17 protein-coding genes are annotated in these 24,408 nt (G+C 67.0%); 7 read left to right on the forward strand and 10 right to left on the reverse strand.

Translation table 11 applies throughout. The annotated features are described in order from the left end of the window. Nucleotides 1-81: 81 nt before the first annotated feature. From FB389_RS10400 to rplU, 9 genes are all read right to left on the reverse strand, one after another. Nucleotides 82-2,238, reverse strand: a complete 2,157-nt coding sequence (locus tag FB389_RS10400) for a hypothetical protein (protein ID WP_170207849.1) — start codon at nucleotides 2,236-2,238, stop codon at nucleotides 82-84. Between the two features lie 94 nt (nucleotides 2,239-2,332). After that, entirely contained in the window at nucleotides 2,333-2,929 is a 597-nt protein-coding gene (gene nadD, locus FB389_RS03315) for a nicotinate-nucleotide adenylyltransferase (RefSeq protein ID WP_281282019.1), read from the reverse strand. 54 nt (nucleotides 2,930-2,983) lie between these two features. Further along, nucleotides 2,984-3,139, reverse strand: coding sequence for a hypothetical protein (locus tag FB389_RS10405; RefSeq protein WP_170207793.1), 156 nt, complete (start codon nucleotides 3,137-3,139; stop codon nucleotides 2,984-2,986). A 150-nt stretch (nucleotides 3,140-3,289) separates the two neighbouring features. Next, nucleotides 3,290-4,639: a glutamate-5-semialdehyde dehydrogenase gene (locus tag FB389_RS03320; RefSeq protein WP_142111344.1), complete on the reverse strand. Its 1,350-nt coding sequence runs from the start codon at nucleotides 4,637-4,639 to the stop codon at nucleotides 3,290-3,292. A gap of 13 nt (nucleotides 4,640-4,652) precedes the next feature. Continuing rightward, the gene (gene proB, locus FB389_RS03325) at nucleotides 4,653-5,879 is read right to left on the reverse strand and encodes a glutamate 5-kinase (protein ID WP_142111345.1); all 1,227 of its coding nucleotides are present in this window, start codon (nucleotides 5,877-5,879) and stop codon (nucleotides 4,653-4,655) included. Between the two features lie 23 nt (nucleotides 5,880-5,902). Continuing rightward, a complete protein-coding gene (locus FB389_RS03330) occupies nucleotides 5,903-6,781 on the reverse strand; it encodes a nitroreductase family protein (RefSeq protein ID WP_142111346.1) in 879 nt (292 codons plus the stop codon). A gap of 76 nt (nucleotides 6,782-6,857) precedes the next feature. Next, complete coding sequence (obgE, locus tag FB389_RS03335; RefSeq protein WP_142111347.1) at nucleotides 6,858-8,375, reverse strand: GTPase ObgE; 1,518 nt, start codon at nucleotides 8,373-8,375, stop codon at nucleotides 6,858-6,860. Between the two features lie 90 nt (nucleotides 8,376-8,465). After that, nucleotides 8,466-8,723: a 50S ribosomal protein L27 gene (gene rpmA / locus FB389_RS03340; RefSeq protein WP_142111348.1), complete on the reverse strand. Its 258-nt coding sequence runs from the start codon at nucleotides 8,721-8,723 to the stop codon at nucleotides 8,466-8,468. Nucleotides 8,724-8,805: 82 nt separating this feature from the next. After that, a complete protein-coding gene (gene rplU / locus FB389_RS03345; RefSeq protein ID WP_142111349.1) occupies nucleotides 8,806-9,114 on the reverse strand; it encodes a 50S ribosomal protein L21 in 309 nt (102 codons plus the stop codon). A 277-nt stretch (nucleotides 9,115-9,391) separates the two neighbouring features. Between rplU and FB389_RS03350 the strand changes: the two genes are divergently transcribed. Then, nucleotides 9,392-10,315 (forward strand): AEC family transporter, encoded by a 924-nt coding sequence (locus FB389_RS03350; protein ID WP_170207850.1) that lies wholly within the window; start codon nucleotides 9,392-9,394, stop codon nucleotides 10,313-10,315. A gap of 30 nt (nucleotides 10,316-10,345) precedes the next feature. Here FB389_RS03350 and FB389_RS03355 read toward each other — a convergent pair whose 3' ends face one another. After that, nucleotides 10,346-13,402 (reverse strand): Rne/Rng family ribonuclease, encoded by a 3,057-nt coding sequence (locus FB389_RS03355; RefSeq protein WP_246043497.1) that lies wholly within the window; start codon nucleotides 13,400-13,402, stop codon nucleotides 10,346-10,348. Nucleotides 13,403-13,898: 496 nt separating this feature from the next. Between FB389_RS03355 and FB389_RS03360 the strand changes: the two genes are divergently transcribed. The 6 genes from FB389_RS03360 (at nucleotide 13,899) to FB389_RS03385 (ending at nucleotide 24,334) form a co-directional block, all read left to right on the forward strand. Further along, entirely contained in the window at nucleotides 13,899-15,401 is a 1,503-nt protein-coding gene (locus FB389_RS03360; protein ID WP_142111351.1) for a cytochrome ubiquinol oxidase subunit I, read from the forward strand. Nucleotides 15,402-15,440: 39 nt separating this feature from the next. Next, the gene (cydB, locus tag FB389_RS03365) at nucleotides 15,441-16,481 is read left to right on the forward strand and encodes a cytochrome d ubiquinol oxidase subunit II (protein ID WP_142111352.1); all 1,041 of its coding nucleotides are present in this window, start codon (nucleotides 15,441-15,443) and stop codon (nucleotides 16,479-16,481) included. 13 nt (nucleotides 16,482-16,494) lie between these two features. Continuing rightward, nucleotides 16,495-18,186: a thiol reductant ABC exporter subunit CydD gene (gene cydD / locus FB389_RS03370; RefSeq protein ID WP_142111353.1), complete on the forward strand. Its 1,692-nt coding sequence runs from the start codon at nucleotides 16,495-16,497 to the stop codon at nucleotides 18,184-18,186. Next, nucleotides 18,179-19,840, forward strand: a complete 1,662-nt coding sequence (cydC, locus tag FB389_RS03375) for a thiol reductant ABC exporter subunit CydC (protein ID WP_142111354.1) — start codon at nucleotides 18,179-18,181, stop codon at nucleotides 19,838-19,840. The genes cydD and cydC overlap by 8 nt, the downstream gene beginning before the upstream one ends. Before the next feature lie 174 nt (nucleotides 19,841-20,014). Beyond that, nucleotides 20,015-21,265, forward strand: a complete 1,251-nt coding sequence (locus FB389_RS03380) for a GAF domain-containing sensor histidine kinase (RefSeq protein ID WP_246043498.1) — start codon at nucleotides 20,015-20,017, stop codon at nucleotides 21,263-21,265. Nucleotides 21,266-21,484: 219 nt separating this feature from the next. Further along, on the forward strand, nucleotides 21,485-24,334 hold the full coding sequence (locus tag FB389_RS03385) for a glycoside hydrolase family 76 protein (RefSeq protein ID WP_170207851.1): 2,850 nt from the start codon (nucleotides 21,485-21,487) through the stop codon (nucleotides 24,332-24,334). The last annotated feature ends 74 nt before the right edge of the window (nucleotides 24,335-24,408 follow it).

Below are 24,408 nucleotides of genomic sequence, written 5' to 3' on the forward strand. Positions count from 1 at the left end.
GTTTCGGGGCGCGCTCCAGCTGTGGCGGGCACGCGGATTCTCCCCCAACTTTACGCTGATTAGCCGCGTTCCCGCGCGCACCTACGCTGTCAGCGCAAGATCAGTGCCGGGTGCAAGCAAAGATAACCGAGCCGCACTCACGACATTCGCGGACGAGGCCATCGCAATCGAATCGAAGTCGCCCTTCCAGATAACGAGCGCGAGTATCAACGCGCAGGCGACGATGATCGCCCAATGCAGCCAGTTGAGGTGCTTGTGATCCTCATCATCTAGGTCGTCGTGATCGCCGTCGGGCCTTTCCGTCGCCTCAACGCGCGCGGGGGCGACCACGGGAACGGATCCGGTTGGTGGCGACACTCGAATGACCGGAATCGACCCGGTCGCGAGGGTGTCGAGCATTGAACGCTGCGGGATTTCTTCAAGGATTGGTTCTGCGGGGATGGCCGGAGCGGCGCTCGGGCGTGCTTGTTTCGGCGCTGGCACCGTCGCCTCGGTCGCGTGCCCCGCCGCTTGCGCGGCCGACTCCGTGGGAAGTCCGGGCTGCTGCCGAACGGCCGGCTCCGCGGGAAGTCCGGGCTGCTGCCGCGGGGTCGGGGGCCCTGCCGAATCGGATTCTTGGCCGCTCGCCACCGGCAACCCGAGGGGCCGGGCGGCAGGTTGCTGCGCACGGTGCTGCTGCGGGACGGACCCCTGTGCGGAGCGACCATCCGGCGACCATTGTTTCGCGCTCTTTGCGGGAGATTGCGCAGCAGGCGGCTGAGCCCGTTGCGCCCCCGCTGCGGAAACCTCATCTGCACCCACCTGCTTGGGAGCCGGCGCCTGCACGCCGGACGGCATCCGCCCACCCGCGGGCTCACCGAATGGCGCCCCCGCTGCAGAAACCTCATCTGCACCCACCTGCTTGGGAGCCGGCGCCTGCACGCCGGACGGCATCCGCCCACCCGCGGGCTCACCGAATGGCGCCCCCGCTGCCGCTTTGGGTTCGGCGCCGCGCGTTGGCAATCCGGAATCGGCCGCAAGCTGCGCCCATTGCTCCGCGATGGCGTGAGAAGTTCCGGTACGACCCGCGATCGGCAATGCCTGCGAAGGCGGCTGGCTCACGGGGAGAACCGGCGTCAGGTTCCCTGTTTCGTCGACCGCCCGGATGGCGCCGGTCGTCGCGGGCGGTTCGACCGTGATCTCGGGAGCGGCCTGTGGGACGATCGGCAACTGACCCGTCAGCGCGAGTTCGCGGCGCGCGCGCCGCGTCGTCGGACCCGGTCGCTGCGGTGCTGCACCGGCGGTGCTGGATGCGTCCACCCGGGGCGAGCCTTGCGGGCCGGCCCCGTCGGGAACCGAACCCGATCCGGCTTCGCTACGTAAATCCGTCGGGGCGGCATTCGAGTGTTCCCGCGACGGCACAGCGCGGCTGGTCCGCTCGCCCGCAGGACCCACTCCCCCCGCAGGCTGTTCACTGAACGGTTGCGTTCGCAGCGATGCGCGCGCCCTTCGCCCGCGCCGCGTCTCGGCACGCGCGGAGGGCGGCGGCGTCGGGGCGCCTGCGTCGGGTTCGGGTGCGCTATGCGCGTCAGCGCCGGGGACCGGCTCCACGGAACCGGCGCCTGCACCCGCCGCGCCCGCGGCCTCACCGAATGCTGCAACATCGCCACCGCGACCAGAACCCCCAGCTGCAGCAGAATCCGTTGCGGCGTTACCCTGTGCGGCGCGGCGCGCCCGCCGTGTCGGCGCCGCGGGCACTCCCGTTGCCGCGGGCACTCCCGTTGCCGCAGGCACTCCCGTTGCCGCAGGCACTCCCGTTGCCGCAGGCACTCCCGTTGCCGCAGGTGCCGCGGGCACTCCCGTTGCCGCAGGTGCCGCGGGCACTCCCGTTGCCGCAGGTGCCGCGGGCACTCCCGTTGCCGCAGGTGCCGCTGGCGCTCCCGTTGCCGCAGGCGCCGCGGGCGCACCGTGACGGGACCGCGCGACGGGCTGCTCCACCGCGGCTGCATTTGCCCGCGGGGCCGGTGCCCCCTTGCCGGTTTGCCTTCCGGCGGGCTGCGTCGCGCGGCGCGCGCGCCGCGCACCGGCGGCAGCAGGCGTAGCGCCGTGCGCCGAGGCGCCAGCGGAATGCGATCCGCGGCGCGTGGCTACCGCTGCCGCCGGGCTGCCTGGCGAACCGGAGGCGGAGGCCTCGTCGGTCCCTGAGCTGTCGGCCAAACGTGCGGCGCGTTCGCGCATCTGTTTGCGAGTAAAAGGCACGCCTCCATCAGCCGCCGAAGCGCGACGTGCACGTCGCGTGGGCAACTCGATGATCTCTGGCAGGCTCCCCTGCCCCGGAGCCCCACCTTGCTCGCTAGTCACTGATCCCCCGATACAGCCCGTGCTTGCCAATGTACTGAACGACCCCGTCGGGCACCAGATACCAAACGGGCAAACCTGAATGCGCCCGCGCCCGGATCTGCGTGGACGAAATTGCCATGGCGGGAACCTCGACCATCGAAACCCGATCCGCCGGCAGACCCTCCAGACTCAGTTCATGCCCCGGCCGCGTGACACCCACAAAGCGCGCCAGCGACCACAATTCATCGACGTTGCGCCAGGTGGTGATCTGCATCAACGCATCCGCGCCCGTTATGAAGTACAGATCAGCGTCGGGCAGAGCCACGGCCAAATCCCGCAACGTATCTATGGTGTACGTCAAACCTGGACGTTCGATGTCAACGCGACTCACCATGAAACGCGGATTCGACGCCGTCGCGATCACCGTCATCAGGTAACGGTGTTCCGCCTCGGTGACCGCCCGGTCCTGTTTGAACCCCGGCCTGCCCGTCGGCACAAACAGAACCTGATCGAGATCGAACTGCGAGGCGACCTCGCTCGCCGCGACCAGGTGACCGTGGTGGATGGGGTCGAAGGTGCCACCCATGACCCCAATACGCGGTTGCGGCACGCCTACTCCATTTCCTCGGTCCCGATTGTTGCGCCAGGCGCGGTCAGTCAAACGCTAATGGCGCGAACCAACGTGCCGGAACGCGAAGGTGACCGCGAGCAGCGCGATGAGCGCCGAGAACGCGATGATCCCGAAGGCGATCGGGGGGAACGGCAATTCGTTCGTCTTCTCCGCGGCCTCGGCCAGGACGGTAACAGCTGCTGCGCTCACAAGATCCTCCAGTTGCGGCGGTACCCCGCCCTTAGAAACTACCTGCGCCGCAGGCTTCGACCAGCGGCACCGAATATGTATCGGCACGCCCGCATGGAATGTGAATCGCCCGATTGCGATACCCATGCGCCGATGCGGGCGCAATCACACCTATTGTCGTATTTGCCCCTGCCCAAAGACAACCCACTTCGACGTGGTCAATTCTCCCAATCCCATCGGCCCGCGAGCGTGCAGCTTCTGGGTGGATATCCCGATTTCCGCCCCCAAACCAAATTCGCCACCGTCCGTGAACCGCGTGGAAGCGTTCACAATAACGCACGCCGAATCGAGTTCGGCCACGAACTTGTCAGCCGCATTGACGTCGTTGGTGACGATCGCCTCGGTGTGCCCCGACGTCCACGCACGGATGTGATCGATGGCCTGGTCGATCGAGTCAACAATGCGAACCGCCAAATCCAATCCGTGGTATTCCTTGGCCCAGTCCTCATCCGTCGCGGATTCGAAGGACAGCCCCGCGGGGATTGCCGCCTTCGCGCCCGCATCCCCGTGAATGGTCACCTTTTCTTCCCGCAACGTCTCGAAGACTCGTGGCAGGAATTGTGCGGCGACATCGCGGTGCACCAGCAGGGTTTCGGCCGCGTTGCACACGGAGGGGCGCTGCACCTTCGCGTTGAGCACAATGTCATGCGCCCAATCGAGGTTCGCGGCGGAGTCAACGTAGACGTGGCAGTTTCCAACACCGGTTTCGATCACTGGCACCTTGGCCTCACGCACCACGGTCTGGATCAGGCCTGCGCCGCCGCGCGGCACCAAAAGGTCTACCAGCCCGCGCGCCCCCATCAGAGCCACGGCCCCGGGTCGCCCGTATTCGTCGACGCTCTGCACGAGGTCAGCGGGCAGGCCCGCCTCCACGAGCGCATCTCGCAGAACGTTCACAATGACCTTGTTCGATTCGGCGGCCGCCGAACCACCGCGCAGGATCACGGAGTTTCCGGACTTCAGGGCCAGACCCGCCGCATCGACGGTCACGTTTGGGCGGGCCTCATAGATCATCCCGACCACGCCCATGGGAACGCGCACCTGGCGTAGCGTCAGGCCGTTGGGCAGGCGGGAGCCCCGGATCACCTCACCAACAGGATCCGGCAGCGCGGCGACCTGCCGCAGCGCATCCGCAATCGCCTCGATCCGCTGCGTCGTCAGCGCCAACCGATCAAGCGTCGACTCGCTCATGCCGCCCGCGCGTTCGCGGTCGATGTCAACGGCGTTCGCAGCCAATATCCTGCCGCCGTGCGCGACCAGAGCATCCGCCAAGATCGCCAATGCGGCGTCCTTGGTTCCACGGGTCGCCGTGGCCAGCACCCGGCCCGCGACCTTGGAACGCCGCGCAATATCGTGCACGGCCGCCGTCACGTCAGATTCGTTGGTCTGTTCCAACGCAGCGGCCACCAGGTCGTTGGCTTGTCCGGGCACGGGAAACTCGCATTCGTTCGTCAGGCTCATCGCTTAAGGGTAACTATCTTATGGCTCCGGTGGGAACAACCCCCGCCTCGGCCCGCGGGCGGGTCCTTTCACCGTCACCGCCCGCGGGGGCGTCCGCATTGGCTGGGGCCCGCTTGCGCCCGCGTCGCAACAGGACCAGGTCGTCGCGATGGACCAGGGCCCGGTCGAACCCGTCACCGAGGCGCGCCCGCAGGTACGACGTGTGCCGACCCAGCAGGGCGGGAATGTCGGCGGAATCGTAGGCAACCAGGCCCCGGGCGATCACCTTCCCAGCCGGGTTGACCAACTCCACGGGTTCACCCGCCTCGAACGCACCCTCGACATCCAAAACCCCGGCGGGTAGCAGCGAGGCAAGCCCGCCCTGCACGGCGCGGGCGGCGCCCTCGTCCAAAATCAAACGCCCCTTGGGCGCGGCGGCGAAAGCCAGCCACAAGCGCTTGCGCGTCGTCCGCTTCCCGGTGGGTGTGAAGTAGGTCCCAACGGGTTCCCCCGCCAGGGCCGCGCGTGCGTTGCCCGCGGTCGTCAGCACGACCGGGGTGCCGCTGGCCGTGGCGATGCGCACGGATTCGAGTTTGGTCACCATGCCGCCGGTACCCACCGCGGTCCCGCGCGCCGTCACCTCGATGCCCGTCAAGTCCTCGGGCCCGCGCACAAGCGGAATATGCCGCGAACCGGGCCGGTCGGGAGGAGCGGTGAACAGCCCGTCGACGTCGGTCAAAAGCACCAGCGCGTCGGCGCGCGCCACGTGGCTGACCAGCGCCGCCAAGCGGTCGTTGTCGCCGAAACGGATTTCGTCGGTTGCCACCGCGTCGTTTTCGTTAATGACGGGCACCACACCCAGCTCCAGGAGCCGCTCTATCGAACGCTGCGCATTGCGGTAGTGATCGCGGCGCAGCGTGTCGGCGGCGGTGAGCAGCAACTGCCCCACCCTCAGCCCGTGGTCGGCGAACGCGGCGGTGTACCGGGCTATCAGCAGCCCCTGGCCTACAGATGCCGCCGCCTGCGCGGTAGCCAGGTCGCGCGGGCGACCGGGCAATCCAAGCGGAGCAATGGCGGCCGCGATCGCGCCGCTGGTGACCAAGATGACCTCGTGCCCCGCGTCTCGCCGTTCGGCCAAAACGGCCACCAGCGCCTCCAGGGCGGGAACGTTGAGCCGGCCATCGGTGCCGGTCAGGGACGACGATCCGATCTTGACGACGGTGCGGCGGGCCTGGGCGATGGCGGTGCGGGAATCACTCACCTAACCATTATCGCCCCTCGGCCCTATTTGCTGCCCATGCCGCGGTTACGCAGCCACAGCTGCATCCACGTGCGCGCGCCGATGGCGCCGCTCTTGAACAGGCGCACAAAGTTGCGTTGGATCCAACTCGGCGCCATTCCTTGGCCGGTGTAGAAGGCGCGCGCGGCGTGCTCGTACTTCAAAACCTGTTCGCGTTGACCGGCCAAATCGTAGGTTTCTTTGTGCCAAACCGCGGCGATCGGTAGGCGGGTCTTGATGCGTGTTGGCCGCTCGGGATTGGGGTGCCCCACCGTCATCCCGACCGCCGCGAACGAGTGCTCCGGCAGCCCCAGTTCCTTCGCGATCGCGGGCACGTCGTTGCGAATCGAACCCAGGTAGCAGATTCCTAGCCCCATGGATTCGGCCGCAACGGCGGCATTTTGCGCGGCGATAAGCGCGTCCCCGAACGCCACCATCGTGGTTTCCAGATTCTGCGACTCGCGCACGCTCGATTCGGCGACGAGGTCCGCCCCCACCTCGGGAACCTGGACCGCGCCGGTTGCGACATCGGCGAACACCTGGGTGGCCCGCGCCAGGTCCGCGATGAAGAACAGTACGACCGGCGCGCTGGCAAGGTGCGCGCCGTCGGTTCCCGCCAATTGGGCGATGCGTTGCTTCTTTTCGTCGTCGCGCACCTCAACGACGGACCACAGTTGCAGGTTCGATGAACTCGACGCGCTCTGGGCCGCGGCGATCATTGTCGCCAGTTCCCGGTCGGTGACGGGCCGGTCTATGTAGCGCCGCACCGAACGATGCGCAAGCAGAACGTCCACAGTCGGGTTGCCGCGGACGACCTGCGGGAACGGCCCCTCTAGGTATCGCTCGGTGAGGATCTGTTCGTGGGAAACGCTGTCATTGCTCATATAACCATTGTGCGCCGCCCCCGCCGGTGTCTACCGGGCCCAAAGTGCCAAGGTCCGGCGCTGTGCGGCCCATCGGCTAGTCCTGGTCGGGTTCGTTCCACACCCCGGATTCGCGTTCCATCCACAGTTCTTCGCGCGCTGCCGCCTTCGCATCCATCCGCTCGGTGTATTCGCGCCGCTTCTCCTTGCGGGTGGGCCGCAGGCTCTCCTGGAGTCGCTGGTCCGTCCCGCGCGGGCCGCCAAGCAGTTCCGCACCGGTCCTCATGGTCGGCTCCCAATCGAAGACGACGCAGTTTTCCGGGCGCCCGATGCGCACCTCGTCACCGGGAACTGCGCCGCGCCGGAACAGTTCCTCTTCGACGCCGAGCTTTTCGAGCCGGTCGGCCAGGTAGCCAACCGCCTCATCGTTGGTGAAGTCCGTCTGCACGACCCACCGCTCGGGTTTGCGGCCGCGCACTTCAAAGAAGTAGCCATCCGTCTCTTGCACGCGGGTGACCGTGAACTTCGAGTCGTCCGCCGCCGCGGGGCGCAACACCACGCGGGTTGGCGCCGGGGCCGGTTCGGCCGCCCGTGCGCGGGCCACAAGCTGGCCCAGCGCGAACGACAACTGCTTGAGGCCCTCATGGGTAACCGCCGAAACCTCGAACACCGGGTACCCGCGCGCCTCCAGCTCGGGGCGCACCATGTCTGCCAGGTCGCGACCGTCCGGCACATCCACCTTTGAAAGCACTACGACCCGGGGGCGTTCTAGAAGCGGCAGGCGCCCTTGCATGTCGTTGGCCGCGCTGTATTCGGCCAGTTCGTTCTCGATGACGTCAAGGTCGGTCAGCGGGTCGCGATCCGACTCCAAAGCGGCGGAATCGAGGACGTGGACCAGCACGGCGCAACGCTCAACGTGCCGCAGGAATTCAAGCCCCAGGCCCTTACCCTCGCTAGCGCCCGGGATGAGGCCAGGAACGTCGGCGATCGTGTACCGGTAGTCACCGGCCTGGACCACGCCGAGATTGGGCACCAGGGTCGTGAACGGATAGTCCGCGATCTTCGGGCGGGCCGCCGACATAGCGGCGATCAGGGATGACTTGCCCGCACTCGGGTAGCCGACCAGCGCCACGTCCGCAATCGACTTCAGCTCGAGGGAAACTGTCACCTCCTCGCCCGGTTCCCCCAGCAGCGCGAAGCCGGGAGCCTTCCGCTTTTGCGAGGATAGGGCGGCGTTGCCGAGTCCGCCCATTCCCCCGCGAGCTATCACCAACTCGGCCCCGGCGCCGACCAGGTCGGCAAGGGTTTCGCCGGCCTCGTCCTTGACAACGGTGCCGTCGGGGACGCCAATGATCAGGTCCTGGCCATTCGCGCCCTGGCGCATGTCACCCATCCCGGGGGCCCCATTGGGCGCGGCCCGGTGCGGCAGGTGATGGAAGTCGAGCAGCGTGGTCACCTGCGGATCCACGCGAACTATGACCGAGCCACCGTTGCCGCCGTTGGCGCCGTCGGGCCCGCCCAGGGGTTTGAACTTCTCGCGCCGCACGGATGCGCAACCGTGGCCGCCGTTCCCCCCGCGGGCGTAAATTACTGCGCGATCAACGAACGTGGCCATGGCGAGTTCCCCTCGTAACTTCTCTTGACAAAAACGAAGGGGCGCACCACGGATGCGTGGCGCGCCCCTTCGGCAAAACTAGCTGTCTGCTCAGGCAGACGCCTCGACGATGTCGATGACCTTGCGCTCGCGACGCTGACCGAACTGAACGGTCCCATCCTTGAGGGCAAAAAGCGTGTCGTCGCCGCCGCGGCCGACGTTGTGGCCCGGGTGGAAGTGGGTTCCGCGCTGGCGGACGATGATTTCGCCTGCCTTCACCAGTTGCCCACCGAAACGCTTGACACCAAGGCGCTGTGCGTTCGAATCCCGGCCGTTACGCGAGGAGCTCGCGCCCTTCTTGTGTGCCATTTCTGGTCCTACCTCTACTGTCGATGAAAAGTGTCAGTGACGGTGCCGACGTTCAGCCGTTCCGTCGCAAAGTCCTTGACGATCAGGCGATCGCCGTGATCTTCAGGCGGGTCAGCTTCGCGCGGTGACCCTGGCGACGGCGGTAGCCAGTCTTGTTTTTGTAACGCAGGATGTCGATCTTCGGACCCTTCTCATCCCGCACGACCTCGGCCGTCACCTTGACCTCGCCGAGCTTTGCCGCGTCGGTGGTCACAACCTCACCGTCGACAAGCAGAAGCGCGGGAAGCTCCACGCTGTCGCCCGGCTTCGAGGCCAGACGGTCGACGACGACGATGTCGCCTACAGACACCTTCTCCTGGCGCCCGCCAGCTTTAACGATCGCGTAAACCACTTTTGCTGCCCATTCTCTCTTGGATGACTGCGGAGATGCCGCCTGCGCACCACCCAGCACGTGCCTAACGGCGCCGTGGGGGTGCAAAACTTGATGGCATCCACAAAGAAGTGCGCACGGTCGCGCACCGACGTTCCACTTTACGTGGTATTCGCAGCAGGGTCAAATGCGCCTCGCATCGAATGCGCGGGCCTTAGCAGCCGCACCCGCCCCCGCCGCACGCCGATGTGACATGCGTCCTAGCTAGGTGCCGGCCTCGTCCTGAACAATGATGGCCGTGGCGGGAGTTTTATTTGGATTCGGCGTCATCGGAATTGTCATTTTTGTTGGCTATGCCGTCGCTCGCCGCCGCGTTTTGGGGCCGGACGGGCAGCGGACGCTTGCAAAACTGGCGTTCTCGATTGCGATGCCAGCACTGCTTTTCACGCAGATCGCGACCGCGGACCTGGGCAGGATTTTTTCGCGTTCCTTGATCGTGACGGCCGGGTCTGTGGTTGTTGTCGTGGCGCTCTACGTCGCGGTCGCCCGATTTGTCTGGCACCGGCCGGCGGACGAGGTCATCATAGGATCGCTCGCATCCGGCTACGTCAACGGCGGCAACCTGGGAATCCCCATCGCCGTTTACGTCCTGGGCAGCGCAACCTATGCGATCCCGGTGATGCTGTGGCAGCTATGCGTGCTGGCACCCGCGTCGATGGCGATCATAGAGCGGCTGCGCAACCGGGATGCGCGCGGCCTGCGCGCCGTGGTGCGCCCGGTGTTCCGCAATCCGCTGGTGATCGCCGCCGCCGCCGGGATAGCCGCGGCGCTGCTGCCGTGGGGCGTCCCCGAGGTCATCATGCAGCCGCTGGACCTCTTGGCCGGACTGGCCGTGCCATCCGCGTTGCTGGCCTTCGGGATGTCCCTGCACGGCGGATCGGTGCCCGGCGCGGCTCCGGTGCGCCCCGCGATATTCGCCATCGTGATCCTGAAGAACATCGTGCAGCCAGCCGCGGCGTACGCCGTAGCGCGCTACGGCGTGCACCTGGAGGGCGTCGACCTCTTCGCGGCCACCTTGTTCGCGGCCCTGCCCACGGCCCAGAACGTGTTCGTATACGCGATGCGCGCGGGGACCGGGGTGCAACTAGCCCGCGACTCGATCGTGATCACCAGCGCAATCTCGATTCCGATCGTGGTCGCGCTCGCCGCCGTTATGGTCTAAACCCAGCGACGAGCCCCCCTCTCCCGCGCCCTACGGCGCCGCAGGCGAATCGGTTCCGTCGGCATCGGGACTGTCGTTTTCCGCAACGACCTCCGCCTCGATCACGACTGCCTCGATCGCGGCCGGTTCGACGATCTCGCCCTCCGCAACCTCGCCGTCGCCGTGTTGTTCGTCGTGCGCGTGCGCGGCCGCCGCGGCTATCTGCGCCAGGGTCGCCTTGACCGCCTCGCGCTCCTTGGTCGATGACCCCGGAAGCACCGGCACCGGCGCTGCGGTCCCGCTCTCCTGATGCCCGGAGCTCTTGCGCCTGCGCGACGACTTCTTCGGCACGGGCTCTTCATCCGCTGCCTGGCTACCGTGCGACTTGCTGTGTTCGTTCGGCTCGGTGTGCACAATGAACCCACGCCCCAGGCAGTGCGAGCAGGTCTCCGAGAAGGCCTCGACGAGTCCCTGCCCAACGCGCTTGCGGGTCATTTGCACCAGGCCGAGCGACGTGACCTCCGCCACCTGGTGCCGGGTGCGGTCCCGCCCGAGGCACTCCACGAGCCTGCGCAACACAAGATCGCGGTTCGATTCGAGCACCATGTCGATGAAGTCAACGACAACGATTCCACCAATGTCACGCAGCCGCAGTTGCCGCACAATCTCTTCGGCGGCTTCCAGGTTGTTGCGCGTGACCGTCTCTTCCAGGGTTCCGCCCGTGCCGGTGAATTTACCGGTGTTGACGTCGATGACTGTCATGGCCTCGGTGCGGTCGATCACCAAGGAACCGCCCGACGGCAACCAGACCTTCCGGTCCATTCCCTTCGCCAGTTGCTCGTCGATGCGGTGCTGGGCGAAGACATCGGTGGGGTTCACCCACTTCGTCATTTTCGATTCGAGGTCGGGTGCCAACTCGTGGATATACGACGTCAATTCCTTGTAGACGCCCTTGCCGGAAACGATGAGTTCCTTGAAATCATCGTTGAAAATGTCGCGCACGACCCTGATCGCCATATCGGGTTCGCCCTGCAAAAGGCTGGGCGCGCTGGCGGTCTTCGACTTCTTCTCGATCGATTCCCACTGCGACTGCAACCTGGCGATATCCGCGGTCAGTTCCTCCTCGGAGGCGCCCTCGGCGGCGGTCCGCACAATCACACCCGCACCGTCGGGAACCACCGCGCGCAGAATCCGCTTGAGCCGCGAGCGCTCCGTGTCCGGCAGCTTGCGGGATATACCCGTCATGCCGCCGCCGGGAACGAATACGAGGTAGCGCCCGGCGAGCGTCACTTGCGACGTCAGGCGCGCACCCTTGTGCCCGATGGGGTCCTTGGTGACCTGCACAACGACGGTGTCCCCGGACTTCAGCGCCTGCTCGATCCGGCGCGGTTGACCGTCGGCCAGGCCTGCCGCGTCCCAGTTGACCTCACCCGCGTACAGCACGGCGTTGCGGCCCTTGCCGATGTCAACGAACGCGGCCTCCATGCTGGGGAGCACGTTTTGCACGCGCCCCAGGTACACGTTGCCGGCCATTGATGCCTGGGACTGCTGGGAGACGTAGTGTTCAACCAGGACGCCGTCTTCAAGTACGGCGATCTGCGTGCGGCCGTCCTTTTCGCGCACGACCATGGTCCGGTCCACCGATTCGCGGCGCGCCAGGAATTCCGCCTCGGTAATGATCTGCCTGCGTCGACCGGCGTCCCGCCCCTCGCGGCGGCGCTGCCGCTTCGCCTCCAGGCGGGTGGAGCCCTTCAGCGCCGTGACTTGGTCATTGAGAGAACGGCCCGATCCGGAATCTGCCTCCGCGTCGTTGCCGCGCGCGCCGCGCCTGCGCCGCCTGCGACGGCGCGACGAGCTGTCCGCGTCATCGTCCTTATCCCCGTCATCGCCTGCGTCCGCGGCGGCCTCCCCGTCGCCCTGCTCAGGCGCATCGGCTGCGGACTCTTCCGCATCGGCGTCCGCATTCGAATTGGTCTTGCGGCGACCGCGACCTCCGCGCCGACGGCGGCGCTTGCGCGCACCGGCGTCGTCGTCGCCGTCGTCATCGCTGTCATCGCTGTCATCGACATCGTCGGCGTCGCTGCCACCCGCGGCATCTACATGCTGCTCTTCGTCCGCTGGGGACACGTGCGCACCGGAGTCGGCGACCAGGTCTTCGGCGGCGGCGTCCTCACTCGGCTCCTCGGCAAGGGGCTCCGGGGTCGCCTTGCGTCGACGGGCGCGGGGCGATACGTCGGGTGCCTGGAACAGCAGCGTCGTCGCGGCGAGCCGAATCGGCTGGTCAGCGGGCGACTCTTCTTCCTCGGTCTCGTCGGCGGTGTCCGCGGCGCTAAACAGGGGCGCAGCCGGCGGCTTCTTCTTGCCGCGCGTTTGGCGTCGCTGCGCCTTGGCGCGGGGTGCGCCTTCTTCTTTGGGGGCGTCCGCGTCCGCGATCGGCGCGTCCTTTGCCTCATCCGCCTCATCACCAGGGTGCAAGGCACGGCTGAGCGAGTCCAGGTCGGCCTCGATCAATGAAGCAACCGCGCTGTGCTGATCGCCCTCCGCGGCCGCGCCCGCCTGCGCCGCCTTCGGAGCGCGCGCACCGCGGCGCTTGCGGGACGGCTTTTCGGCCGCCGCTTCATGGTCGACCGAAGCGCCCGCGCCGTCCTGGTCTGCCGAAGCGCCCGGGCCGTCCTGTTCCTCCGCCTGCTCGCGGACCGCCTTCTTCGGCGCGCGCTTGGATGCGCGGCGCTTCGTTACCCCTTCGAGTTCCGCGAACACGTCCAATGTCGGCTTGCCGGGGTCAGCGGCCGCAGGGTTTTGCGCGGATTGCGCGCCGGAACCGTCCGCACCCGCACCATCGGTGCCACCGCCCTCCGCCTCCGCGGATCGTTGTGACTTGCGCCCGGTCCGGTCGTCTGCGGGCCGCGTCGCCGCTTGCGGCTCGACGGCGTCCTGCCGCGCGGCGCTGGCCGCACCGGCCGCTTCGGGCGCCTTCTTGGAGCCCGCCGGGCGGGTCACGCGCCGTCGCGTCTTGCGCGCGGGGGCCGCCTCGGTGGCGTTGCCGGAACCGCGTTCGCCTTCCGGGGTGGCTGCGTTCGGTGTTGGGGTGAACTCGTCGTTATTCAATGTTTTGCTCCAGGTAGCACCGGTCCCACACGCCCGGTCCACCCACGGTGGGATCGTGCCACGCGGACACGGAAGTCTTCACGGGTGCCGCGCGAGCAAAACTCGGGCGTCAGCCAGCATCCATTTGCGGAGCGGCGACGGACCTTGAACAAGCTAGTTCGCGACCGGCACTTGGGAGGTTCCCGACGGGTGTGGACCACCGGGAGCCACTTACAAGTATGCCACACGGTGGTAAAGATATGCCGTTGGCAGGTAAAGAATATCGACGAGGCCCGCTCCCCCGCCGCCCGGCAGCCCGCATCGGAACCGCCTCTCGATGGTGCAGACACTATCCGCGGCAGTGTCATATCGAGCCCATTTCGGGACCTTAGTCCCGCCCCCAATGCGGCAGTCCGACTAGCGTCGAATGTGGAGAACGGACCACATATGTCCGGATTCGTCGCCCCCGGAACCAGGCGGGCGGTTTGGCCCTTCAACAGTTCCCAGGAGGCTCCACGTGGACGTCCTCGATCTCGCCCGCTGGCAGTTCGGCATCACGACCGTCTACCACTTCATCTTCGTGCCACTCACGATCGGGCTCGCCCCCCTGGTCGCAATCATGCAGACCGTGTGGGTGAAGACCGGGGATGACAAGTGGCTCAAGCTCACCAAGTTCTTCGGCAAGTTGCTGCTGATCAACTTCGCGCTCGGCGTGGCAACGGGAATCGTCCAAGAGTTCCAATTCGGCATGACGTGGTCTGAGTATTCGCGCTTCGTGGGCGACATATTCGGTGCGCCGCTGGCAATGGAGGCGTTGGCCGCGTTCTTCATCGAATCGACGTTCTTGGGCCTATGGATCTTCGGCTGGGACCGCCTGCCGAAGAAAATCCACCTCGCCATGATCTGGGCCGTGGCCGTCGCCGTGAACCTCTCCGCCCTGTTCATCCTCGCCGCGAACTCGTGGATGCAGCACCCGGTCGGCGCGACGTTCAATGAGACCACCGGACGCGCCGGAATGACCTCGATCGGCGACATCCTCACCAACAACACGTTGTGGGCCGCGTTCCCGCACACCGTGACCGCTTCGTTCCTCACGGCCGCGACATTCGTGGCCGGGATCAGCGCCTGGTGGATGGTGAAGAAGGCCCGCACCGGGGTCGCTAAGGACGGGACCACCGCCAAGAGCGTGTACCGAACCGGCCTGCGGTTCGGCTGCTGGATCATGATCATCGCCGGGATCGGCGTCATCTGGTCAGGTGATTCCCAAGCCAAGTTGATGTTCCAACAACAGCCCATGAAGATGGCCGCCGCCGAGGCGCTGTGCCACACCGAAGATGGTGCGGCCTTCTCGATCCTGACTATCGGCGACGTAAACAACGACTGCGAAGGCGTCACCCGCCTCATCTCGGTGCCGGGCGTGACGTCCTTCCTCGCCAACGGGAACTTCAACTCAACCCTCCAGGGCGTCCCCGAACTGCAAGCGCAATACGAACAAAAGTACGGGTACACGGACGAGGCCGGCAACGCCATCAGCTACTCGCCGAACCTCATGGTCACCTACTGGAGCTTCCGCCTCATGATCGGCTTTGCCGCTGGCTCGGTCGCCCTTGCCCTGGCCGGGATCTGGCTCACCCGCAAGGGCCGGGTTTCCGACAACAAGTGGCTGGCAAGGCTCGGCATCATCGCGATACCGACTCCGTTCCTTGCCTCCTCCTTCGGCTGGATCTTCACCGAAATCGGTCGCCAGCCGTGGGTCGTTGCCCCGAACCCAACGGGCGTAGACGGAGTGTGGTTGCTGACGGCGCGCGGCGTTTCGCCCATCGCGCCCTGGCTCGTGCTGACGTCAATGATCGTGTTCACCCTGCTGTACGGCGTGCTTGCAGTTGTTTGGTACAAGCTCATGCACCGCTACACGATCGAGGGCGCACCCGAACACGTCGAAGACGTGTCCCCGACCAAGATCGGCGGCAAACCGCGCACCGCGGACGGTGACGACGGCCCGCTGTCATTCGCATACTGATCCCGGATTCGAAAAGAAACTAGAGGGGAATAGACAACCATGGATCTCCCACTGATCTGGTTCCTGCTGATCGCAGTCCTGTGGATCGGCTACCTTGTGCTCGAAGGCTTCGACTTCGGCGTCGGCATGCTCATCCCGATCCTGGGACGCAACGACAAAGAGCGACGAGTTCTCATCAACACCATCGGCCCGGTTTGGGACGGCAACGAGGTGTGGCTCCTCACGGCCGGCGGCGCCACGTTCGCCGCCTTCCCGGAGTGGTACGCGACCCTGTTTTCGGGCTTCTACCTGCCGCTCCTGTTGATCCTGGTCGCGCTCATCGTGCGAATCTGCGGATTCGAATACCGCGGCAAGATCAACGACGCGAAGTGGACCGCATGGTGGGACCGCGCCATCATCTTCGGCTCGTGGTTGCCGGCGGTGCTGTGGGGCGTAGCCTTCGCGAACATCGTTCGCGGCGTCAACTTGGACGCCAACCACAACTACGTCGGCGGATTCTTCGCGCTTCTCAACCCGTTCGCGCTCCTCGGCGGGGTTGTCACCGCGCTGTTGTTCCTGATGCACGGCGCCGTGTTCCTGGCGCTCAAGGTGGACGGGGACCTGCGCGTGCGCGCCAACCGTTTCGCCGGAAAGGCCGCCATAGCGGCAACCGTCGCTGCAGGCGTGTGGGCCGTGTGGGCGCAGGCGGCGTTCGCAAACAGGGCCTGGACGTGGGCCATTGTCGCCGTCGCAGCGATCAGCCTGCTTGCGGTGATCTTCACGAACGCGAAGGGACGCGAAGGGCTGGCATTCATTTTCTCGGCCGTCGCCATTGCCGCCGCGGTCGTGCTGATCTTCGGCGCCATTTTCCCGAACGTCATGCCCGCGACCAACCCCGACTACTCCCTGACCATCCGCAACGCGTCCTCGACTGACTACACGCTGACGGTCATGACTTGGGTTGCGGTGGCGCTGGTTCCCATCGTCCTCATCTACCAGAGCTGGACGTACTGGGTATTCCGCAAGCGCCTGCGCACCGAACACATTCCGGCGCCAGCGGGGCTGTCGCTCACCAAGCAGACCTCCCAGGCTGCGGTGTGACACTGTTGACCTTGTGAAGCCACTCGATCCTCGGTTACTGCACGTAGCGGCGCCAGCGCGCCGCTACGTTGCTGTTACGACCGGGCTGGGCATCGCCACGGCCGCGTTGGTGATAGCGCAATGCCTGCTCATAGCCCACGCCCTCGCGCCGGTCGTGGACGGCACCGCCGACCTTTCCGCGGTCCTGCCGACGGTTTGCTGGCTCGCTGGCGTCCTGGCGCTGCGGGTCGCCGCAAGCTTTCTCCAGGAATACCTGGGGCAACGCGCCGGGACGATGGTCGTCGCGGATCTTCGCCACCAGGTGGTGCAACGCGCGGTCGCTTTGGGCCCGCGCTGGCTGTCCGGAAACAACAGCGCCGAGGTCGTGACGCTCACCACGCGCGGGCTCGATGATCTCCAGCCCTATCTGACTAGGTACTTGCCCCAGCTGTTCCTCGCGGCGACCGTTACGCCCGCGGCCCTGCTGGTGGTGCTCAAACTCGATTGGCTCGCGGCGGTCATCATCGTTGTGACGCTGCCACTCGTGCCGCTATTCATGTGGCTGGTCGGCGTCATGACGCAGGGTGTCACCGAAAAGCGGCAGGCGGCGATGAGTCGCCTCGGCGCGCAGGTGCTTGACCTTATCGCCGGCATCCCCACGCTCAAGGCCCTGCACCGCGAAAACGGCCCCGCAGCCCGCGTCGCTCAGCTTTCCGCCAGCTACCGAAAATCGACAATGGGAACGCTGCGGGTCGCGTTTCTGTCGGGCATGGTGTTAGAACTGCTCACCACGCTGTCCGTCGCGATCGTCGCAGTTGCGGTCGGCTTGCGCCTAGTCAACGGCGGGTTGGACCTCACCACCGGGCTCGCCATCATCATGTTGGCCCCCGAGGTATACCTGCCAATCCGCCAGGTCGGGACGCACTTTCACGCATCGGCGGACGGGATCGCCGCGGCCGGGCGCGCATTCTCGGTGTTAGAGGCCCCCGCACCCGACGCGGCCGCTGCCGCCCGCATCACCGCCGATAGCGCACGCGACGCGGCCTGCGGCCCCATACAGGCACTTGTTGACCCCACGATCGAGGTCGACGACGTCAGCATCCCGGTTCCGAATTCCGATTCCTACGCGCCCGCGGGGCTCTCGTTCCGCCTCTCACCGGGCGAAATCGTGGCGCTGACCGGCCCCAATGGCGCCGGCAAATCGACGGCTCTACTGGCGGTCATGGGAATGATCTCGGTCTCCCGCGGGTCGATCACGGTGGGAGGCGGCGCGGCGCGCCCGCTGTCGCAGGTCGATCCGGACCAGTGGCGAGCCACCATCACCTGGCTGCCGCAACGCCCGTGGATCGCCCCGGGGACGATCGGGGAGAATCTGCGGCTGCAAAACCCCGCCGCCAGCGACGAACTCATCGCGCAGGTCGCTCGCCTCACGGGACTTGACCGGGTGCTGCGCGAACGCGACGGCCTGGACACAAGGGTCGCCATGGGAGGCGTGGGGCTCAGCGTCGGCCAGCGGCAACGCGTTGCGCTCACGCGCGCGCTGCTATCGGCGGGCTCCGTCATCGTTATGGACGAGCCCACCGCCCACCTCGACGAGGAATCCGCACAGGTGGTCGCCGACTGCCTCGGGTTCCTGCGCGACCGCGGCAAGGCGGTGCTGCTGGTGACCCACCGGCCCGAACTCGTCGCCGTCGCCGACAGGGCCGTGGAGGTGCACCGTGGGTGACATCAGGGTGTTGCGGTGGGCGCTGTCGCTCGTCACCATCAGCTGGGCGCGGGTCGCGCGCGCGGTCCTGCTGGGGACGGCCGCTCTCGGCAGCGCGGTGGCGCTCGGCGCGTTTTCGGCGTGGCTCATCGCCTGGGCGTCGAAAATGCCCCCCGTGTTGGCCCTGTCGACGATTGTCGTTGCCGTGCGCGCCTTCGGCATCTCCCGCGGGGTGTTTCGCTACCTGGAGCGGCTCGCCTCCCACCACGTCGCGCTGACGACCATGGGGCAACTGCGCACCAAGCTCTACGAACGCCTCGCCGCCGCCCCCATCGGCGCGGTCACGGCGCTGCGCCGCGGCGACCTACTGGCGCGCGTCGGCGCCGACGTCGATACGGTCGGCGAGGTGGTCGTGCGAGCAATGATCCCCGCCGGCATCTCGCTGTGCGTGTCTGCGGCAACGGTCATTGCCATGGCAGTGCTGCTGCCCGCGGCGGGCTGGTGGTTGGCGATCGGGCTTGCCGTTGCCTCCGTGCTGGGACCCTACCTGACCGCGCTCGGAGCCCGCAGCGCCGCCCGCGCCGGCGCCCAGGCGCACGCGGACACTGCCGCGGCGGCGCTCGACCTGATCGACCATGCCACCGACATCACCGTCGCGGGCAAGACCCGCGCCTACCTTTCCGGCATCCGCGAATCGGACCGCCGGTGGATCAAGGCAACCGACCGCGGCGCCCGCGCGCTGGGCGCCGGCGCCGCAGCCGGAACCCTGGGGTTGGCCGTCGCCGTGTTGGGCGCACTAATCTGCGGCATCCCGGCCGTCTCCTCCGGGAAGCTCAGCGACATTGCGCTGGCGGTCGTGGTGCTGACCCCCCTTGCGGCATTCGAGTCGACGATGGTGCTGCCGGCCGCGGCCCTCCAGGTCTTCCAGTCGGCGGCGGCAGCGCGCAGGCTCCGCGAGCTGTGGGACAATTCGGCGCCGCGCGCCGCGCATCCGGCGGCGCAACCCCTGGTGGACCCGGACCTTCCATGCGCGCTGCGCACGCGGAATCTCGCGGTCGGTTGGGATGGCTCGCGGTCCGCCATAACCATCGGCGACGTGGACCTGCCCGTGGGGGCGTCCTTGCTGGTCACGGGCGCATCCGGGAGCGGCAAGACCACCCTGCTCGCGACGCTGGCGGGGCTGATCGCCCCGGTTCGCGGCAGTGTCGAGCGGCGCGCGGCCACCCTCATGACCGCCGAGGACGCGCACATTTTCAACACGACCGTGCTCGAAAATCTGCGCGTGGCGCGCGGCGACATCACCAGGGACGAGGCCCGCGCCGCCCTGCGCCTGGTGGGCCTGGATTCTTGGTTCGCCGCGCAGCCCGAGGGTCTGGACACCATGCTGGGCAACGACGGAATCAGCGTTTCCGGCGGCGAGAGGCGGCGGCTGCTCATCGCCCGCGCCCTGCTGGCGCGCGCGCCCATCCTAGTCATCGACGAACCCGCAGAACACCTGGACAGCGCCAGCGCCTACCGGCTGCTCGACGATCTGCTGCGGCTCCCGGCCGCGACCGCCGGATCGCGGTTCCCGGTGCTTGCGGTCGTCATCGCCTCGCATCACGTCGGGGCCCGACCGGCAGGCGTTCCCGTTGTGTCCCTGCACATCCCCGGCCTCGCGGCCAGCGCCCACTAGCGCGCCCGGCGCGCCGCCGGGGTCCCGGCGCCGCGAACCTTGCGGGTGGGGCGCTGCGGGGACGGGGGAACTCGTCCCGAAAAAGACGGATGCCCGCGAAAGCGCGCATTTTGCCGCCGACGCAAATCCGCGTACGGTGAATCTGCTTGCCCACCTCTGCGTCGAAGGAGCATCGTGCCCACCGAACCGGTTCTTGACGGACAGCGCCCCACCCGTGCCGATTACGAGGCTGCGACCCGCGAACGGTGGATCAGCGCGGGGGCGGAAATCACCACCATGCTGTTGCAGGGCGCGGACGAGGAAGATGTTCTTGAACACATCGTCAATGTCGCGATGGAGATTGGCTCGGCCGACACCGCCGCGCTGATTCTGCCGGGCTTGCAGGGCGAATTGACCGCAGAAATCGTCCACGGAAACGGCGCCGGTAACCTCCTGGGTCTGGTCATGCCGCGCGAGGGCATGTCGTGGAACGCGCTTCGCACCGGAGAGGGTCACCTGGTCGATTCGCTGGCGGCGAAACCGGATCTGCACACCGAGGCGCTGCGCGCGTACGGGCCGGCGCTGTATGCCCCCATGGGCACCGCGGAACAGCCCGTGGGCGTGCTGCTGCTCATGCGCAGCGTCGGGGGGCACGTCTTCGATGCCGCCGACCTGCGCCGCGCGCAGTCATTTGCGAAGCAAGCGGCGCTGGCCCTGGTGCTGGCCGATGCGCGGCAGGCGCAGGCCCAGGCCCGCCTGGTCGAGGAGCGCGAGCGCATCGCACGTGACCTGCACGATTTGGCCATACAGCAGCTGTTCGCCACCGGCATGCAGTTGGAAGTCGTGCGGCGGCGCGCCGGGCGGGGCCTGGACAAGGCTGGCCTGATCGCGATCGTGGACGAGGCGCTGACTTCGGTCGATTCCTCCGTCCGCGAAATCCGTTCGGTCGTGCGCTCGCTGCGGGACCCCGACGCGGCCTCCGGGGTCGTGGAACGGTTGCGCCGCGAATCGTCGCTGGCGCGCACGGGCCTGGGGTTTGCGCCCTCGCTGTTGATCACGCTCGATGGGCGGTCGGTCGGTGACGACGCCGAAGACGAAGAACTGTTCGATTCGGTGATCGTCGGGGCGCTGGCCGATGACGTTGTTGCGGTTGTGCGCGAGGGGCTGGCCAATGCCGCGCGCCACGCGCAGGCATCCTCCGTTTCCGCGCGGATTTCGCTTTCCACCCAGGGGGGCGGCGTCACTGTCGAGGTCGAGGACGACGGCATCGGGCTGGGAAACGTCTCCGGGCGCAAGTCGGGCACGTGGAACCTCGCGGCGCGCGCCCGCCAACACGCCGGGGAATCGGTGGTGCGCGATGCCCCCAGCGGGCACGGAACCCTACTGCACTGGCACGCACCGGTCACGCTGGATCCCGCTCAAGGCGCGCCGTCGCCGCGCCCCTGACCGGCAAATCGGCCCCGGGGCACGCGGGCTGGTTTTGAATCGTTCACAGGGAGTTCACCTCCCGGCCGGGTCCCTGCGGCTGCGCGCCCATGGGCGCGCGAAAGGTCACATCCGGTCCAATTATCTAGGCGTCTTCACGGCCCGAAGGCCGGCGTCTTCCGGGTAGAATCGGCGTATCCCGACAACGATGTCATGGCGAGACGAAAGCAGAGGACCACGATGAGCTCTCCATCGCGATACCCCGGCGAGGCCGTGCCCCACCACCACTTCGACCGTGCCGCTTCCGGCCGCCAACGCCCACCGCGGCGCTCGCAGCCACCTCGCTGGACCCGGCGCGGCGCTGCGCGGGTGATCGGCGGCCTGCTCTCCGCGTCCCTCCTGGCCCAACCGGCCGCCGCGATTGCGGCCCCCGCGGCGCCTGCCGCTAGCCAGGCCGCCGCCAGCGTCGAACGCATCGCCGCCACGTTTTCGGAACAGGGTCGAACCGTCAGCCTCATCATCGACGATGAGGCTCGCACCGGGCGCGTGCGGGTGACCGGCGCGCAAGGCGGGGACGCCGCCTGGATGGACTATTCGACCACGGGGTTCACCACTCACACCGGCCGGGTTAACTACACAAACCAGATTGCTAACGGGACGCTGACCTCCGCGCCGAGATCTGACCACGCGGGCACCACTGCGGGGCTCTTGCGTGCCTGCGCCAACATCAACAACCAGGCGTTTTGCACCGGCGGATCCCGCAGTGCCACGACTGATCTGGTCGCGGCGGTCAACGGGATCGACTACTTCTACGATTCGTCGACGGGCCTTTTCGACGCCGACCCCACCGGCAAGCAACCGGCTGGCGCATGGGTCAAGTGGTGGCAATCGGCCGTCGCCGTGTCCGCCCTGGTGCAGAGCGCGAAGCTGCTTCCCGAGGCCGATCGCGCGCCCGTGCTGGCCCGAATCGACCAGGTGTATCAGGCGAATAGGGGCAAGGACACCCACGGTTTCGGCGACAACTTCCGCAACGATTTCATCGACGACACCGGCTGGTGGGCAATTGCCTGGTTCGACGCCTACCAGCTCACGGGAAACCAGGACTATCTGGCCACGAGCAAGGTCGCGGCCGATTTCATGTCCCAGTGGTGGAACACCGATAGCGCTTGCGGCGGCCTGTATTGGCAGCTGGAGAAGAAGGACGGCGTGTGGGTCGGCAAAAGCCACCTTTCGGCTATTTCCAACTCACTCTATCTGCGGATCAACGCCGAACTTTTCCGTGCTACGGGCGAACAGAAGTACCTAGACCGCGCCACCCAGGAGTGGCAGTGGTTCACCGGGTCCGGGCTGATCGGCGCCGACGGGCTGGTCAAGGACGGCGTTAACCGAGATAGCTGCGAAGCCGGCGGGACGGCCTACACGTACAACCAGGGGTCATTCATTTCCGGGGCGGTCGAATACTACCGCGCCACCGGGGACCAGGTGGCCCTGGACAAGGCCCGCCAGGTGGCGAACGCCACGACGACCAGCACCGCGCTTAACCTGGACGGCTATCTGTTCGACGATTGCGAGAAACGGACCCAGGAGGAGATCGACGCTAGCCCCAACGAATACTTCGGCTACCGCTGCAAGAATGACGGCCCGACGTTCAAGGGACCGGCCATCCGCGGGCTCGGCGAACTCAACCAGATACTGGCCGACCAGCCGTTCAGCGCCTACATAGCCAGGCAGTGGGATTCGGCCCGCTCATCCAGCGTCAGCCCGCGGCTTTCCACCACGGAAGAAGGCGCCGCTGTCTTCGGGTTGCGCTGGTTCGACGGCACAAAGGCCCCCACCAACGACACCGATACCTCCAACGCGGCGCTTGCGCACATCGGGAATCAGGCAGCGGCGCTGATGCTCGCCAATGCGGCCGATGCTCCGGCAGCTTTGCTACCGACTTTGGCCGTCTCGGCATCGCAGGCCGCGTCGGCATCCGGATGGTACCCGCTAGGCGCGTCATTTTCCGCGACGAGTTCCCTGCCCGGCACGGTTAGCATGTTGCAAGACGGAGCCTGGGTGCCGTTGAGCTCGCCCAAGACATACTCCGAAGGCGGCGAATACCAGCTGACGCTGCGCGCCCCCGACTCCTCGCGAGTCGTGAACGCGCAAATCAAGATCGACGGCACCGCCCCGGTCGCGACCGCCCAGGCCGATGCCGCGCGGCACACGTTCACGATATCGGCGAGCGACGGACAAAGCGGAGTGGCCGCCATCGAATACAGCATTGCCCAGGGCCCATGGAAGACGTATTCAACGCCGGTGCACGTCCCCGAGGCGAATACTTCTATCGCCTATCGGGCGATCGACCAGGTGGGCAACGTCTCGGCTACCAAGAGCGTCACGACCGCGGACGTGCTCGAAACCTCGATCACGGTTTCGGCGACGACGGTCGAGGCGGGCACAAGCGCGAAGCTCGGCATAACGGTGGCCGCAATCGGCAGCAGCGTCGTGCCGACGGGGACGGTCGAAGTGTCCGCGGGGGCAACACGCCTGGGAGCCGCGGAGCTGTCGAACGGGAAGGCGACCATTTCGCTGCCGCGGACCCTTGCCCAAGGAACGCACCGGCTCACCGTCTACTACGGCGGCAGCAGCACCGTGGCCGCCACATCCGTCACCGTTGATGTGGTGATCAAACCGGCCAGCGACCCCGGGACAGGATCCGCGGGCGTCATCACCATTATCGTCAATGGCGGCGCCGCATCCCAGGTGGGACAAACGACCGCCCGCGCGAATGTGGCTCTCACGGTGCGGGCCCCGAAGTCGGTGCGGGCATCCAAGCGCGCCAAGGTGCGCATCAGCGCAAAGGCGAAGGGAACGAAGGTCACGGGCAAGGTGACGGTGCGCGTCAAGAGGATCGCGATCGCGAAGGGCCAAACGAAGACGGGGCGCTCGTCCTTCGTGTTCAGGGTGAAGCTACGCAAGCAAGCCGCGACCCTGAAACTGCCGCGGCTCAAGCCCGGCACCTACCAGGTCACCGCCAGCGTGAAAAAGTCGTCGAGCCACAAGAAGGCGACCAGCAAGACGATCAAGGTTCGCGTCAAGCGCTAGCGTTCGGCGCTAATTGCACGCAAAGTCCCACGGTGCAGTAAGATCGTGATCAAATCGTGATCAACGTTGACCAC

This window comes from Rarobacter incanus, assembly GCF_006715765.1.
Taxonomy (GTDB): Bacteria; Actinomycetota; Actinomycetes; order Actinomycetales; family Cellulomonadaceae; genus Rarobacter; species Rarobacter incanus.

Coding starts and splice junctions, on each gene's coding strand:
- obgE (WP_142111347.1), bottom strand. CDS start 8,375: ATGGCCACGTTCGTTGATCGCGCAGTAATTTACGCCCGCGGGGGGAAC.
- FB389_RS03330 (WP_142111346.1), bottom strand. CDS start 6,781: ATGAGCAATGACAGCGTTTCCCACGAACAGATCCTCACCGAGCGATAC.
- rpmA (WP_142111348.1), bottom strand. CDS start 8,723: ATGGCACACAAGAAGGGCGCGAGCTCCTCGCGTAACGGCCGGGATTCG.
- FB389_RS03320 (WP_142111344.1), bottom strand. CDS start 4,639: ATGAGCCTGACGAACGAATGCGAGTTTCCCGTGCCCGGACAAGCCAAC.
- cydB (WP_142111352.1), top strand. CDS start 15,441: ATGGATCTCCCACTGATCTGGTTCCTGCTGATCGCAGTCCTGTGGATC.
- FB389_RS03385 (WP_170207851.1), top strand. CDS start 21,485: ATGAGCTCTCCATCGCGATACCCCGGCGAGGCCGTGCCCCACCACCAC.